This window comes from Spirosoma sp. (genome assembly GCF_048594605.1).
In the GTDB taxonomy this organism is placed as follows: Bacteria; Bacteroidota; Bacteroidia; order Cytophagales; family Spirosomataceae; genus Spirosoma.
The window spans coordinates 23,943-38,817 of record NZ_JBMDWV010000214.1; the positions used below are offsets into that span (position 1 = coordinate 23,943).

At 48.7% G+C, this 14,875-nt stretch carries 12 protein-coding genes; 6 read left to right on the forward strand and 6 right to left on the reverse strand.

The window, feature by feature from the left end:
• Positions 1-88: 88 nt before the first annotated feature.
• From ACOJS8_RS13525 to ACOJS8_RS13535, 3 genes are all read right to left on the reverse strand, one after another.
• Positions 89-1,177: a hypothetical protein gene (locus tag ACOJS8_RS13525; RefSeq protein WP_420149073.1), complete on the reverse strand. Its 1,089-nt coding sequence runs from the start codon at positions 1,175-1,177 to the stop codon at positions 89-91.
• A gap of 141 nt (positions 1,178-1,318) precedes the next feature.
• A complete protein-coding gene (locus ACOJS8_RS13530; protein ID WP_420149074.1) occupies positions 1,319-4,366 on the reverse strand; it encodes a ligand-binding sensor domain-containing protein in 3,048 nt (1,015 codons plus the stop codon).
• On the reverse strand, positions 4,351-5,124 hold the full coding sequence (locus ACOJS8_RS13535; protein WP_420149075.1) for a LytR/AlgR family response regulator transcription factor: 774 nt from the start codon (positions 5,122-5,124) through the stop codon (positions 4,351-4,353). Before ACOJS8_RS13535 ends, ACOJS8_RS13530 begins: the two co-directional genes overlap by 16 nt.
• 260 nt (positions 5,125-5,384) lie before the next feature.
• Between ACOJS8_RS13535 and ACOJS8_RS13540 the strand changes: the two genes are divergently transcribed.
• Positions 5,385-5,786 carry a globin domain-containing protein gene (locus ACOJS8_RS13540; RefSeq protein ID WP_420149076.1) on the forward strand — a complete coding sequence of 134 codons (402 nt, stop codon included), beginning with the start codon at positions 5,385-5,387 and terminating at the stop codon, positions 5,784-5,786.
• Between the two features lie 15 nt (positions 5,787-5,801).
• Here the strand turns inward: ACOJS8_RS13540 and ACOJS8_RS13545 are convergent, their stop codons facing one another.
• Positions 5,802-7,520: a PQQ-dependent sugar dehydrogenase gene (locus tag ACOJS8_RS13545; RefSeq protein WP_420149077.1), complete on the reverse strand. Its 1,719-nt coding sequence runs from the start codon at positions 7,518-7,520 to the stop codon at positions 5,802-5,804.
• 325 nt (positions 7,521-7,845) lie between these two features.
• On the opposite strand from ACOJS8_RS13545, the gene ACOJS8_RS13550 reads away from it, so the two are divergent.
• From ACOJS8_RS13550 to ACOJS8_RS13570, 5 genes are all read left to right on the forward strand, one after another.
• Positions 7,846-8,826: a Gfo/Idh/MocA family protein gene (locus ACOJS8_RS13550; RefSeq protein WP_420149078.1), complete on the forward strand. Its 981-nt coding sequence runs from the start codon at positions 7,846-7,848 to the stop codon at positions 8,824-8,826.
• 257 nt (positions 8,827-9,083) lie between these two features.
• Positions 9,084-9,539, forward strand: a complete 456-nt coding sequence (locus ACOJS8_RS13555) for a CHRD domain-containing protein (protein ID WP_420149079.1) — start codon at positions 9,084-9,086, stop codon at positions 9,537-9,539.
• 267 nt (positions 9,540-9,806) lie between these two features.
• Entirely contained in the window at positions 9,807-10,139 is a 333-nt protein-coding gene (locus ACOJS8_RS13560) for a PadR family transcriptional regulator (RefSeq protein WP_420149080.1), read from the forward strand.
• The gene (locus ACOJS8_RS13565) at positions 10,136-12,808 is read left to right on the forward strand and encodes an ABC transporter permease (protein ID WP_420149081.1); all 2,673 of its coding nucleotides are present in this window, start codon (positions 10,136-10,138) and stop codon (positions 12,806-12,808) included. The genes ACOJS8_RS13560 and ACOJS8_RS13565 overlap by 4 nt, the downstream gene beginning before the upstream one ends.
• Before the next feature lie 144 nt (positions 12,809-12,952).
• Complete coding sequence (locus tag ACOJS8_RS13570; protein WP_420149082.1) at positions 12,953-13,189, forward strand: hypothetical protein; 237 nt, start codon at positions 12,953-12,955, stop codon at positions 13,187-13,189.
• Positions 13,190-13,500: 311 nt separating this feature from the next.
• Here ACOJS8_RS13570 and ACOJS8_RS13575 read toward each other — a convergent pair whose 3' ends face one another.
• Positions 13,501-14,571 (reverse strand): hypothetical protein, encoded by a 1,071-nt coding sequence (locus tag ACOJS8_RS13575; protein ID WP_420149083.1) that lies wholly within the window; start codon positions 14,569-14,571, stop codon positions 13,501-13,503.
• A partial coding sequence (locus ACOJS8_RS13580; RefSeq protein ID WP_420149084.1) for an ABC transporter ATP-binding protein occupies positions 14,571-14,875 on the reverse strand: 305 nt, incomplete at its 5' end. The genes ACOJS8_RS13575 and ACOJS8_RS13580, both read right to left, overlap by 1 nt.

Genomic DNA, 14,875 nt, shown 5'->3' on the forward strand with positions numbered 1-14,875 from the left:
TCTGGGCATGGCCACAGGCAACTGGTTAGGCTAAATAAGGGTTGACAGTTAGCACGGCTTCCGCTTCTGGATTAAAATTACAGGTCGTCTACTTATGCTGATTCAACCATGTATTTATATCATAGACTATGTCGTACTGGACATCTTTGAACCGGTCGGGCGGTGGCGTATTAAAAGCTTTTCTGAGCGTCAAAATATTGGGACGAAAATCGACACCTGTGTTCAGAAATTGTTCGTCGATGGCTCGCAGTAACTGACTGATGCCTGATGAGTTAAAACTCCAGTGCTGAAGGTTGTTGCTATCCGTGATGTCGGCACTTATCGAGGCTGCCAGCCTGACAATGCTTTCGTTTAAAGCCTGGGCAAATTCCTCCGAACGGGTTACCGTATTGCCATCCAGATAATAATATACTTCTCGGTAATAATACGTAGTTGGGAGGTTCAGTAGCTCCAGCAGCTCAGATTCGGCATCAGCGTGCTCCCGTACTTTAGCCAGAGCTGCCTGACGGACATCGTTTTTCTGTGACTGATTGGTGTGAACCAGCAAATGAACGATTGGATCGCCGGGTTTTTGAGAAGCAATATAATTGAGTGTTTGCTGATGCCATCGGTCGGCCTGCTCCCGTTCACTAGCCATCTTCATGTCAGCCTGCCGAGCTGAATCGCGCAGGAATCCGACAACCAGCCCGCCACAATATACAATACCGATAGCCATCGCTGTAAAGAAGGATGACTTCAGCGTAACCGGTGAAAGATGAGTCTGTAAGTTAGCGCTGAGCGACAGGAAACATGCTAACAACCAGAGTAGTGGAATCCAAAGCTGTCCATTCCACAAGGCCAGCCAATGCAAAAACTGGGGATAGGTATTATCATCGTTACTAGACCATTCCCACTTGAATATCGCGCAAAAGAACGTAGTGGCGGCAATGCACAGCCAGGTTAACAAAACCATTGCCGTACGTAGCGAGGCATCGCTGGCAACCCACTGAAATCCATTTTTAGCCAGAATCGTAAGCGTCAGGGCCAGGCTACTGAGGGCAAAGCCGATCCCCAGAAAAAACAAGCCAAGGCCGTAACCCATAGCATTGTCCCCACTCAAATTAGGTCTGGTGCCGGTGAGGAGCGCTAAGCCAAGAAGAAATAACGTAGTGAATATAAAAGCGATAAAGCCGATCATGGTCTTATTTGCGTTATGCTCACTAAGTTGGGGCAACCCAAACGCCTTACAAAAAGAAATACGCCCGCGAACGCAAAAATGGAAACGAAACGTAGTGTATTGGTAATGAGTCGTTTCTCAAGACGTAGCGTGAAGATTTGTTTATAGCAGCGGCACTTGTACAATAAATTCGATTTGCGTTTCCTGCACGACAATTTCCCGTCGGCTCAGATAATGATAGAGCGATTTCAGGCTGGCCAGCCCCTGCTTGTTGGACGTTTCCACGAAGCTTTTCTTCTGCAGGCTATTCACTACGTACAGAAAACCTCCTTCGGCGTAAATGCGTATCCTCAATGGGTTTTCTTCTTCGATTGCGTTGTGCTTGATGGCATTCTCCAGCAAATTCTGAATAGTTACCGGAACGATACGTTGGGAGCGGTAGCTTTCTGGTACGTTAATATCCACTTGAAGGGCATCGTCGAAACGAGACGTTTGCAGATCGATATAGTTTTGAACGAAATTCAGTTCGCTTTCCAACGTGACGAGTTCATTGTCTTTATTTTGCAGAATGTACCGATAAATAATTGATAGCTTACGCAGGAAAACGGAGGCCTGTGGAGGATTGATGTTGATCAGACTGTTCAGCGAGGTCAGGCTGTTGAATAAAAAGTGTGGATTCAGATGGTTAATCAGGTTTTGATACTGAATCTCGGTCTTATCCCGTTCAAGCCGGCTTGCCTGTACCTGTAAGTCGTGTAGTTGCTCCCGCTGATTAGCGCGATACCGCAAAAAGCCAGCCACTAATCCTAATCCGACAAACGCAAGCAGCACCTGAAACCACGTTTTCTGATACATATACGTATCAATATGAATGGTCAACGTGTTAACGGGGGTTTGTCGCCCGTCGGAAGTAACGGCTTTCACCTTAAACGTATAGGCGCCACCGGGAAGCCGCGTATAAACAGCGTAACGAGCACCAGTGGCGGCCTGCCAGTCTTCGTATCCTTCAAGTTGATAAAAATAATCGAACGTTGTTTCTGATGTCGATGTGAGGGTATTGAAATGTACAGCAAAAGCGTTTTCACCAGCTTTAAGTTTTATCATTTCCAGGCCACTGTGATTTAATAATGCAGAATCTCCAACGCCGATCTGGCTAATCAGCACCCGATCGGGCAGCCAGGCCGACTGTTTGACCGCTTTTTCAGGAATAAACTCTACTAAATATCCTTTCATAGCGGCCAGAATATGACCGTTCTGAAGCAGAAACAACCGATTTACGTACTCCAGATTAGCCTGATTATAGGGTAAGGTGAAGTTTACAAACCGGTTGGTGCGGGGCGAGAAGACGGAAAACTTATTATAAGCGCCCACCCAGATATTACCCAGACGATCAGGGAGAGCGTCTAAACAGTGGTCGTATGCCAGACCTTCATTCTCAGTCCAACGTGTAAATCGATGATTGTACGTACTATAGCGCAACAAGCCATTGCCGTTGGTGCTGATCCAGAAGTTTCCTTGTGCGTCTTTGTTGAACGAAGTAGTATTGCTCTCGAACGGGCCTCGACTCGATGGCACATCAACCAGAAAGCACTTTTTCTGGGGTGAGAATCGGGCGAGTCCACCCGGATATAAATCCACCCAGATCTGCTTCTGTTGATCCATCACGAACGTACTGAGCATAAAGGAACCGGTGTCATTGGATGGCCTCATGGGAAAGCCTTCCCACTGCCTGGTGGGTAAATGGTACCGGAAAGCTTTCTTGGATTCGCCCGACGCCCACAGGTACTGACCATCTTTTAGCAGATTCCATAGCCGGGCGTTGTGTTGCTTAACGGCGGCCGGAAACGGTATACGAGAAAAATTCTTGCTGACTTTATTAAAAATAAACAGATCGGTTTCAGCCCCTAAGTATAACGTATCACCGTCCAGGCAAAGCGAGGAAAGCACCATTCCGTATGGCCGCTCGGGGGTGGCGTTTGGCAGTTTGTATACCTCGAGCCGGTTCGTTTGAGGAAAGTAATGCAACAGGCCTCGAATGGATGTACCCAGCCACCATGACCCATCACTGTCCTCGGCGAACGTGTGAATGCCCCGTTCGTCGTTTAGAGCCGGAAACAGCTCTCCAAGGTTGTAGGTGGTATAAAAGGCCCGCTCGGGATTGGTGTAGGAGATGCCGTTGACGGTACCAAGCCAGACAGAACCGTCGGGGTGCTGCCAGCCGCCCCAGAAAAAATTGGAAGCAACCGATGTGGGTCGGGCTTCGTCGTGCTGCAACTCGGTGATTTGGTATGTATCAGCCGCAATATGAAACATCAGGTAGTTCCACGAACTGGTCCAGAGGTTATGATGCCGGTCCACAAAAATGGTGGCCATTTCAAACACGTTGCGGTTAGGCTGTCGGCTAACGGGGGTTATTGTTTTTAGAATCTGATGACTGGTGAGGCTGTAAATGATAATTTCCTGATTCCGGTTGTCGGCAAAAATCAGCCGATCGCCATCGAGTGCCAGGGCAGAAACGTAATGATTAGTCAGGATGGGTAGCCTGCGTGGATTATGACGGTGATCTTCGAATCGTTGCTCATCGATATCAAAATAGCGCATACCCAACCCGTCCCCCACCCACAGGCCGTTACGTATTGGATCTTCCAGCAAGCCGTTTTTGGAAATATACGACAGCTTATCGACCTGGTACGGGAAGTAATCAATCCGGCCGGTTTGGGGAGTATACCGGAACAGCCCGACGAGGTGACTCGTGAACCAGATATTCCCCCGGCGATCGCAGAGTACGTTCGTGCAAAAGCCCAAGGTACGTTTGCCAACGGCGGTGATATTGGCAAACGTACCGGTCTTCTTGTTGTAGCGGCTGATGCCTTTATCAAGAGCCATCCAGATGTTACCCTTTCGATCCTCGCACAAATCGTGTACGGTATTATTTAGGAGGGAATGGCTATCGTTACGTTTATTCTTGAATTGGGCAAACTGGTTGCCATCATACCGATTCAGGCCGTTGAACGTACCGATCCATAGAAAGCCGTCCCGGTCCTGTAATAAACAGTTGATAAAGTTAAAACCAAGTCCATCTTTTTCCTGGATGTGGCGAAACTCAAACTGTGCCGGGCGGTCTTCAGCAGACAGCCAATTAGTCCAGCCAATAAGCCAAACCAGCAGCCCGATACGTATCCAGAAACCGATTCTCACTTTTCCAGCCATTTTTTGAACGAGGGGGCCTTATCCCGGCTGATTTCAATATTGAACTGGTGATTGGGAACTTTGAGCTTTAAGTTGAGTTTGAGATTGGCCATGGCTTTGACCTGATGCACAGCGTCGATGTTAACGATGCAATGGCGATTGGCCCGGTAAAACTGGTCGGGGTTAAGCAACATCTCAATTTGATCGAGGGTGTCGTAGTCAAGAATATATCGCTCGCTGGTGTTGGTGACCATGAAATTCAACTGGTCGCGGGTGAAGTACGCAATATCGGTCACCTTGACGGGTACCCAACTATTCCGGGCATTACCCAGGAAATGTTCTTTGTATGTCGACCGGGCGATGACAGGTGTATTCATGGCCTCCAGCAGTTTGTGCACATCGAACGCTACGTTGGATTTGGCTTTTATCAGCGACTGCGCTTTAGAAATAGCCCGTTTAAGCTCATCGCGATCAACCGGCTTGAGCAGGTAATCAATTCCATTGACCTTGAACGCCTGAATGGCGTACTCGTTATATGCCGTCGTGAAAATGATCGGCCCCGACAACTGAAACTGCTCGAAGATACGAAAGCTGACGCCATCGGATAATTGCACATCGGCAAAGATCAGATCTGGTTCAGCATTTTCAGAAAACCAGCGTAAAGCCGTTTTTACACTACCAACCGTACCAATAATCTGTAAGTCCGGAGCTACTTCGGCAATACTCGAAGCCAGTTCCAGCGCAACCAGTTTTTCGTCTTCAATAATGAGCGCGTTCATGAAAAGAGGTAAATAAAACTATTGGCAAATTTTTGTTTTCCGCTCTGATTTGCAAAAAAAAAGCGCTGAACCGTTTGCCCATACCATGAATGACGCAGAAATACGGCTGAATCGTTTTATGTATGATCATCGTACTTCGAATTGATGGAGCAGGCTAACGATTGAAGCTCCAAAAAAAGCGATTCATGCTTAAATTTTAGGAATCGACGGTTAAGAGTAGGTGCTTTGTATCAATTAATAACCTAGCCAGCTGTACAACTATGACGGATCAGGATATACACACGGTAAAAAAAACCTGGCGGCTACTACGGGAGGTTGATCCCCATCTGCTGGGCGAAGTATTTTACAAGCGCTTGTTTCTGAAATACCCGTCGCTACGGTCGTTGTTCAAAGGGCCAATGGACGTTCAGCATGAGAAATTTGTTTCCATGCTAAGCTTCATCGTGTTGCGTATCGATCAGGCAGATGTTCTGAGCGAAATCGCTGGTATGGCAAAGCGGCATGAAAGCTATGGCGTTAAAGCCGCTCATTATGCACCCGTTGGCGAGGCATTGATCTGGACGCTTGAGCAGGGCTTGGGTAAAGAGTGGAACGACGAAGTTCGACAAGCCTGGCAGTCTTGCTACGAAGGTATTACGCAGCTCATGTTAAAAAAAACGTAAGGATGGAGGGCTTGACTATTCCGCCGAGCAACCTGTTATTTTATAGATTTTACCGTCGGTTTTGGTGTAGAGATAAAAATCTCCGTTGTTGCCAACGCCGAAGCGCAGGTCTGTTTTCGGGTGGTTTGTCAGCGCCTGAAAAGTGGTTGGTTTACCATTAACACGCAAGCTTAATTCCTGCATGGTTGTCTGTTGACCAGCACGTAACGTACTGGCGTCAGCGCAGTAAATTCGCCCGTTTACGATGTCGCCGAAAATGTATTTCCCCCGTAAAGCCGAAGCTGCCGAGCCCGTATACACAAATCCCGCCGAGATAGCATTGCCTTCATCGTGATCGTATTGAATAGCCGGATACGTATAACCTGAATCAATTGCTGGTAACCCGTACACCCGATCCATTTGCCCTTCATGGTTGATCATAAACGTTCCTTCGCGCTCAGGCCAGCCATAGTCGGTTCCAGCCAGGCCAACATTCAGTTCTTCCAGCTGAGCCTGCCCGATGTCGGATATCAGCATTGTGCCGTCGGGTGTCCAGGTGATACGGTTCGGATTGCGAAAACCCCGGCAAAAAACCTCCCGAAGCGTGGCCGGATCGGTTGCGTTGGCATAGGGATTATCGGCTGGAATTCCATATCGACCGTTTTTGCTATTCGTTCCTTTCGGATCGATACGTAGCACTTTGCCCCAAATCCGATTTGGATCTTTACAAAGAAAGTAAGCTTTATTTTCGGTCGATCCGCCGTCGCCAACACCAACGTAAAGCAGGCCATAGTCGGGGCTGCCGGGCTTGGCGTGCGGGTTGAACGTAATCTCCTGAACGCCGTGAATCTGTGAAACCATATCGACACGTAGCAATTCGCGCCCACTTCCCGAAAAGGTTTGTGCCGCCGGATCGGTTTGCTTCCACTCGGTCAGCACCCACTGAAGCGATACTCGAATCGAATCGGCGTAGGCAAAATTAGCGGGGGCTGTCTTCGCTTTTTCGGTATGCGTTGTATAGAATAATCCGTTCTTCTGAAAATCAGGGTGAAAGGCGTAACTGCCCAGGCCCGAAGCAAGCCCCGGTCCGTCGATGAAGTTGGGCCGTTCTTTGGGTAGCGACATATAACTACGTAGTGAATTGCCAACCATCTCGTAGAGCGTACCGCGCATATCCTGTAAGAACAGTCGCTTGTCGGGGCCGGGCATCACGTCCATTTTATTGATACGTGCCAGTGGGATTTTCTGAGAAGTGGCGGGAGCGGTCATCACTTCTGTGAGGTCGATTCGTAACCCTGCCGACGTAACCCCGGCGGCAATCGGGTTCAGCTTAGCAGGGCCCATTCGTGGATCGGTGTCGTTGGCAGGCTTACGGCGCTGCGAATGGATATAGGCCACTAGTGCGTCCAGATCCGTATTTTTTAGATGCTCAAAGGAGGGCATGGGCTGCTTGAATTCGGCCAGGAGCCGTTTGGCACGCGCGTCGCCCTGAGCGATAACGCCCGGAGCATTATGAATAAACGATTTAATCCAGGTGATTGATGCGTCAGCTGTTACGTTCCCCAGATTGGGTCCCATGCCTTTTTGGTAGAAGTTGTGACAAACCTGGCAGTTTTGCTGAAACAGTTGCTTTCCGGCGGCAATCGTCTGGCTATTGGTCGCATATCCCGTTTGAGACGGTTTGTCGGGCGACTGGGCGAGCGCATTTTCCTGAACTAAGCAAACCAGAATAACCAGGCTAACCAGCTTAGTCATTCGGTAGGAAAGGGGGGAAGTAAAAGCAAAGGATGAGAAAGGATAGAAAGCAAAAGCGTTCCTGGCCATAGAATAAAATCGGCTTTCTGTGATGAATCAATAATGAGTAGATCTGGTAATAAAAGAACTGTTAGCAGGAAGCTACCTATTCAATCCCGCTTTTTTGCCATTTTCAGATTTAGAAAAGCAAAAAACAAGTCGCTGACTACTGATCAAACCGTGTCGTAGTAAATTTAGGAAGTGATGCGGAATATTTTTTCGACCAGGAGCAGGTAGTTTGCTGTGTTGATAAACAGATTCTATTCTTAAAGTTTCTATTCGCCTTATGGACCAGATCAACTGGGGAATTATTGGTTGCGGAGACGTAACGGAAGTTAAAAGTGGCCCGGCATTTAATAAAGTGCCGCATTCGCACCTGGTGGCCGTGATGCGTCGGGATGCCGAAAAAGCCGCTGATTATGCCAAACGTCATAACGTACCAAAATGGTACACCGATGCCGATGCTCTGATCAATGACCCGGACGTCAACGCGATCTACGTAGCAACACCGCCCGATACGCATGCCGACTACGCCATCCGGGCCATGCGCGCGGGTAAGCCGGTCTACGTGGAAAAGCCAATGGCACGTAACGCTGCCGAATGCGAAGCCATGAATCAGGTGAGTCGGGAAACAGGTATGCCGCTGTTCGTAGCGTTTTATCGCCGGGCACTGCCGTACTTCCTGAAAATAAAAGAGTTAGTTGAGCAGAAAGCCATTGGCGACATCCGCTACGTTCGCATTCAGCTGAACTGGCCGCCTTACACCGAAGAAGTAGGGGAGAACCCTCAACCCCGCTGGCGCGTATTTCCTGAGATTTCTGGCGGTGGGCATTTTCACGATCTTGCGTCGCACCAGTTCGATTTTCTGGAATATGTATTCGGTCCCATCAAAACGGCCAGCGGTATGGCACGTAATCAGGCCGGTTTATACCAGGCCGACGACATCGTGGTTGCTACGTTCGAATTTGAATCCGGCGTAGTAGGAACCGGAAACTGGTGCTGGACCATCAACAAGGAACAACGTATCGAACAAACCGAGTTTATCGGCGCCCAGGGCAAACTTTCGTTTTCATTTTTTGAAAAATTCTTCATTCGAGTAGAAACCGAAACAGGCATTGAAAACATTACGGTGCCGTTTCCGGAGCACGTCCAGCAACCTCTGATTGAGCAGATTGTAAACGACTTACGGGGCGAGGGGAAAAGTCCGAGTACGGGCGAAACCGGCGCGCGATCGAATCAGATTATCGACTGGATTACGGCACGCTAATGATTCATGGAGGATGATTTGACTGGTACGACGGCAACTCTGGGAAGATCTGTGCTGTGGCAATGTTCCTGGGGGCGATCAGATCGGATTGGTATCTGTCGATTCTTCAGAAATCTTTACGTTGATGTATGGAATGCCGTTTAATAAAAAACGGCTTGTGCGTATGGTTAGCTATTTCTGTTAATGGTTGAAAATCTGTAGCTTAGATAGATTAGTTTGGCTTTGCATTCACTATAGACCTACAAACCTTTACAGCCATGAAAATCGCTAGACAGTTGCTGACGGCGCTTGTTGTTCCCTTATTTCTTGCTTCCTGCCAGGACCACTCAGTACCGACAATCATTTCCAAAAGAGGAATACCGCTAAGTGGCGATCAGGAGGTACCCGCCAAAAACGTTCAGGGTAGTGGTACCGCCGATGTATCGTATGACAAGACCACGCATGTGCTGAGTTATACACTCACCTGGGCCAATCTGACGGGCAACGCTACGGGCGCTCACATTCATGGTCCAGCGCCCAGGGGCGTCAATGCGCCTATTAAACACGATTTTTTTAGTTTGATAACAAAAACGCCCTCGGGCACTTTCGCTAATTCGACGGTTGTGGATGGTACGTCGCTTACCGAAACTAATCTATTGAATGGGCAGTATTATTTCAACGTGCACACGGCCATGAATCCAGGTGGAGAGATCAGAGGACAGATCGAATTTTAAGCGATACGTTGTTCCTGGGCAAGTCAGGAGCCTTTCCTGTCGTTACGTGCAGTGTTGACCTAGATACGTTGCTGTTGCCGCCTTCGGTCAAAGATTGTCAGTGAATCAGACCAGTTTGGTAATGCCAGACTGGTTTTTGTCTGTTCAAGTATGCCGATTGTATTCCATAACCTGAAATACGTGCTTGAAAATGTTTTACATACAAATTATGAATTAATAATTTTATTTTACATACATTTGATGAGTTAATACCTGCTGAGTGGATTCATGAAAGGAACGAACCTGGGTGAGTTTGAAGAAATTGTGCTGCTGACCATTGCTGCACTGGTGAATGATGCCTATAGCGTGGCAATCTGCGACGAACTGGAGAAGCACACCGGGCGAGCTGCAAAATTAGGTGTTGTTCATGCGGTATTGAATCGGCTGGAAGAGAAAGGGTTGGTAAAAAGTCAGCTCGGCGAAGCAACCAGCACACGGGGAGGAAAACGAAAGCGCTACTACGAAGTAACACAGGCTGGAAAAGTGGCGCTGATGAAAGCGAAAGAAGTACGCGAATCGCTCTGGCGGATTATTCCTGGCTTTAATCTGGGGTCTATATGAAACCGTTTGCCAGCCAAAATGATAGGGCAGAGGTGCGTAGCAACAAGCCACTCAAGCCACCCCGCAGGGCGCAGCGCCTGCTGGCGTGGTACTGTCGCCCCGCCCTGCTCGAAGATTTGCAGGGCGATCTGAATGAATATTTTGAGCGCAATGTCAAGGCCAAAGGCGCCCGGTACGCCCGGTTTGTGTACTGGCTGGACGTATTGAAATTTTTTCGACTGTACACGATTCGCAAACCCGATTTTATAAACCTTCTCATTCACTGGATTATGATTGGCAGCTATCTCAAAACCTCCCGGCGCAGTCTGGTACGTAACAAACTGTTTTCGTTCATCAATATTTTTGGGCTGGCCGTCAGTATGTCGGTTGGCTTACTGGTCATCGCCTTTGTTTCCGATCTGCGTTCCTACGATGATTTCCACCAGAAAAAAGACCGCATTCATCGCATCGTCAGTACGTACCAAACACCCGAGCAGCCCAGCATTGAACTGGCGTCTACGTCCGTGAAAGTGGGTAAAAAAGTTCGGGAAGCCGTTACGGGGGTAGAGGACGTAGCGATTCTACGGAATGGATTTGGTGGCGACGCAACGGTGGGTGAAACCACCTTACCACTGGATGGTTTGTGGGCGGACAACTCGTTTTTCAACGTCTTTACATTCCCCTTGCTGGAAGGCGATCCGGCCACGGCACTGAAAGACCCGTACTCCCTGGTGCTGACCGAGAAAACGGCGAAGAAGCTGTTTGGCGAAGCCGATCCGTTGGGTAAGTCTGTCAAATTCGATACGCTGACGTATAAAGTGACGGGCTTGCTGAAAGACGTACCTAAACTGTCACATCTTCAGTTTGAGGCACTGGCTTCGTTTTCGACCACGGATGCGCTTTATGCCCGAAAAGACCCCAATTTTTATAGTTTGGAAAACATCTGGCAGAATTACGTCTATGTTGTGCTTCCCGAAAACAGCGGTCCTGAAACAGTGCAGGGTACGTTGGATAAACTGAACAAGCAGGAAAACGCACGATTAGCGAGTCGAAAAGTTTCCATTTCGGTATCGCTTCAACCCTTCACAGAGATTGCTCTGGGACCCAGACTTCAGAATCAGATTGGTCCGAACATGGTGCCTATAGTCGTGTGGGTGCTGGTCGGTTTAGCCTTTGTGATTATTCTCTCGGCCTGTTTCAACTATACCAACCTGTCCATTGCCCGTTCGCTCCGTCGTTCGCGTGAAGTGGGCGTTCGTAAAATTATCGGCGCGTTGAAAAGTCACGTATTAGGTCAATTTATGGCAGAATCGGTGATCATTGCCTTGCTGGCGCTTGTATTTTCGTTTGCCCTGTTTCTGTTTTTACGGACAGAATTTATGGCGCTCGATCCGTTTATCGAACGACTGGTTTCGCTTGAGCTATCGGTTCCGGTTATTCTCTATTTTATTGGGCTCGCTACGTTGGTTGGGCTGGCTGCGGGTTTTTTGCCTGCGTTATTTTTCGCGCGCATTAATCCGGTTCAGGTTTTAAAAGATGCATCGGCGCTGAAAGTGTTTCGGCGCATTACAATGCGTAAAGCACTGATTGTTATTCAATATACGTTCTCGCTGATCTTCATAACCACTACGTTGATTGGGTATAACCAGTATCGCGGATTTCTGAATTTTGATCTGGGCTACACTACCGAAAATATCCTGAATATTCAGTTGCGAGGCAACAAAGGAGACGTATTGAAAGCAGAATTGGCCCAGATTCCGGCGGTGGGTGAGATATCCAAATCGATGATGATCACCAGCCTGGGGAGCATCCATGGGTCGTCTATGAAATACACGAATCCGCAGGACTCGGCCATGGTTTGGCTGAACAGGGTGGATGAGCACTATCTGCCTGTCCATAAACACAAACTCTTGGCTGGAACGAATTTTACTGCACATCCAAAGAGGGGAGAAGAAAGCGAAGCCATTGTGAATGAACAGGTGCTGAAACGATTCAACATTGCCAGGAGAAATCCCCAAAAAGCAATTGGTGAAGTGATAACGGTCGACGGAAAGAAACTGACCATTGTAGGAGTACTCAGAGATTTCCACTACGGAACAGTGGAGAAAAAGATTGAGCCCGTCATGTTTCGTTACTCGGCTGATGAGCCCGGTGGGTACCTGAACGTTAAACTAACCTCGACCGATTTACCCGCCACGATGGCCAGTATCGAAAATGCCTGGCGAAAGATCGACAAAATACATTCCCTGGATGCGAAGTTTTACAACGATCAGATTGAGCAGGCGTATCGACAGTTCTCGGTGATGATCAAGGTAATCGGCTTCATTACGTTCCTGGCCATCTGCATTGCCTCGCTGGGTTTGTTTGGCATGGTGGTCTTTACGACCGAAACCCGATTAAAGGAAATCAGCATCCGGAAAGTGCTGGGTGCCAGCGAAAGCGGTTTAGTTTATCTGTTAAGCAAAGGATTTCTGGCCCTGCTCGTTGTTGCTACGTTGGTGGCGCTACCTGCTACGTATTTCTTCTTCGATAGTGTAGTATTGACCAATTTTGCCTACCACCAACCGATTGGAGCAGGTGAATTGTTCGCCAGCGTTCTGATCATAATGCTACTAGCCTTTGTGCTGATTGGCTCGCAAACCCTCAAAGCTGCCCGAAAGAACCCAGCGAACGTATTGAAAAGCGAGTAGCAAATGGCAGAGCGTTCAGTTTATTCCTCGTGCCTGGATTCTCTTTAAGAATCATTAGTTTTGGTTGACTTATCCACGTTCCGACCATGACTATACTGCTACGTTCTTGGTTTTGCTACGTTTTTCATACTGACCTTCAGTGTATTGGCCTCTGATAGTTTTGCACAGGGCAACATTAATCCGTTCAATGCACTGAAGGGCTTAAGTGGAGGCAGCAATAAACTCGCTGACTGGTTGCGAAACGAACCCATCACCACCAGTGTGAAGGATATGCAAACACGCGTCGATCTGCCCGATGAGTTTGGCAACAACCGCAATCCCTTTGGTATGCATCGCCAGCAACGTACCGAAAACGGAGGCTATCGACTGGGGATTGCCTGAGCTTCCTGCACCCACAATTGCAGTAGTATTGGCACGATTGTTCCCGGCAAAGGAGCGATCATCGTTCAGGCAATGAGTAATGCCGAAGCCCAGCGAAAAGGTGTCGAGATATACGGTCAGGTCACTCGCCCGAAGCGATAATACAAGCGCTAAGAACTGCGAGCTTTGATCCCGAACAGCAACAGTATGCTGTCGTTACACTCAATCATTTTGCTACCCCTGCTACGTATACCGGAACGGAAACACTGGCGGAATGAATGCGGTTATGTTACTGCGTGGTAAGAATGAAAAATGGAAGAAAAAACACCGTGCTACGTAGCAACCCGTCGACTCCATGACCAGCCAAACCACACAGCCCCCAGCCAGCCAATAACCAGCCATGCGCCAACAGGTAGACCGAACATGATCGCTAGTAATCCGATCACAAAAGCCGCCATAATGCCTGTTAGCCAATTGTCAGGAATAACCTCGTACCGATACGCCAGACTGTGCATCAGCAGCAACCATCCCCAACCCGTTAGCCACAGCCAGGCAACGTAGTGAAGCGCTATTGCGGTGGGGCAGTTACGTAGTAAAATCAGTAGTTCGGGAAGCCAGATCAGGCCATAGGTCATTGCGTATCGCCCAAAACGCTGTGTCCATGATAGCGGTAGATTAGGGAGCAACAGCAAATATTTTCGTTCAAAAGCACTCACCTGGCCACCCACCTGCGAATGCCCCAGAATGGCCAGCATAAGGCCAATCAGCAGTAATCGTTCATCATAGTCATCAGTGGGGTAGAGTCGGCAAACGCCCGCCAGCAATAAACCCGAGAAGGCTTTTGTCAGCACCAGCGAAAGCGGTTCAGATCGAAGCCAGTACGTCGGAAAAAACAATTCGTAAGGGAGCGTCAGGTTCAGATGGGGCAACCGGAATGTATCGGGTTGAGGATGCCGCAGACGATGATCACTCAGAAAAGCGCCTGCTACAGTCAGGCTGCTCACGTACACCCCAATGGCGATGAGGGAATCCCATTTTTGATACGTAGCAGCCATCTGGACCATCCAGCACGCATAGGCGATGACCGGGAAAAGTAAAGCGGCTTGTACTGCCATCCATAACCCCATACGTAGCGTAGTAGGAATCAGCCAGAACGTTTGCAGAAACAAATGTTCGGGTTCTGTTAGCGCCTGCCGCACATACGAAACCGTTTTGAGCCCGTATAAACCCCACAAAACGGCAACGAGTGCCAGCAGAAAGGGTGAGCCTAAAGCGGCTGTGATCAAAGCTTTGTGTTCGCGGGTGCTCAGGAAACCAAACGCGAGCAGAATAATCACCAGAAACGTACCGGCGTTTCGGGCGTAGAATGGCCCCACCAGAACACGATAAAGAAACCTCAGCATCAGATTGGATCGGTTACGGGTAATATCTCACCATTTCCCACTTGCCACGTAGCAGTCAGATCGAGTCCGGTCAGGGTTATATCCTGATGCGACGTCAGCAAAAATGATACGTTCTGTTCGGCGCGGATTTGCCGGATGTATTCGAAAAGCCGGGCGGCTGTGGCTACGTCAAGTGTCGTTAGGGGTTCATCGAGCAGAACGAGTTGAGGGTTGCCGAGAAAAGCCAGCAGTAGCGATAACTTTTTTAGCATACCGCTCGAAAACGTACCCGTGGGTTTGGTCCAGAATGCATCGACACCCAACA

Excerpts from the sequence above, each read along its gene's own strand:
- ACOJS8_RS13555 (WP_420149079.1), top strand. The coding sequence starts at position 9,084 with ATGAAAATCGCTAGACAGTTGCTGACGGCGCTTGTTGTTCCCTTATTT.
- ACOJS8_RS13545 (WP_420149077.1), bottom strand. The coding sequence starts at position 7,520 with ATGACTAAGCTGGTTAGCCTGGTTATTCTGGTTTGCTTAGTTCAGGAA.
- ACOJS8_RS13575 (WP_420149083.1), bottom strand. The coding sequence starts at position 14,571 with ATGCTGAGGTTTCTTTATCGTGTTCTGGTGGGGCCATTCTACGCCCGA.
- ACOJS8_RS13530 (WP_420149074.1), bottom strand. The coding sequence starts at position 4,366 with ATGGCTGGAAAAGTGAGAATCGGTTTCTGGATACGTATCGGGCTGCTG.
- ACOJS8_RS13535 (WP_420149075.1), bottom strand. The coding sequence starts at position 5,124 with ATGAACGCGCTCATTATTGAAGACGAAAAACTGGTTGCGCTGGAACTG.
- ACOJS8_RS13560 (WP_420149080.1), top strand. The coding sequence starts at position 9,807 with ATGAAAGGAACGAACCTGGGTGAGTTTGAAGAAATTGTGCTGCTGACC.
- ACOJS8_RS13540 (WP_420149076.1), top strand. The coding sequence starts at position 5,385 with ATGACGGATCAGGATATACACACGGTAAAAAAAACCTGGCGGCTACTA.
- ACOJS8_RS13550 (WP_420149078.1), top strand. The coding sequence starts at position 7,846 with ATGGACCAGATCAACTGGGGAATTATTGGTTGCGGAGACGTAACGGAA.
- ACOJS8_RS13565 (WP_420149081.1), top strand. The coding sequence starts at position 10,136 with ATGAAACCGTTTGCCAGCCAAAATGATAGGGCAGAGGTGCGTAGCAAC.
- ACOJS8_RS13525 (WP_420149073.1), bottom strand. The coding sequence starts at position 1,177 with ATGATCGGCTTTATCGCTTTTATATTCACTACGTTATTTCTTCTTGGC.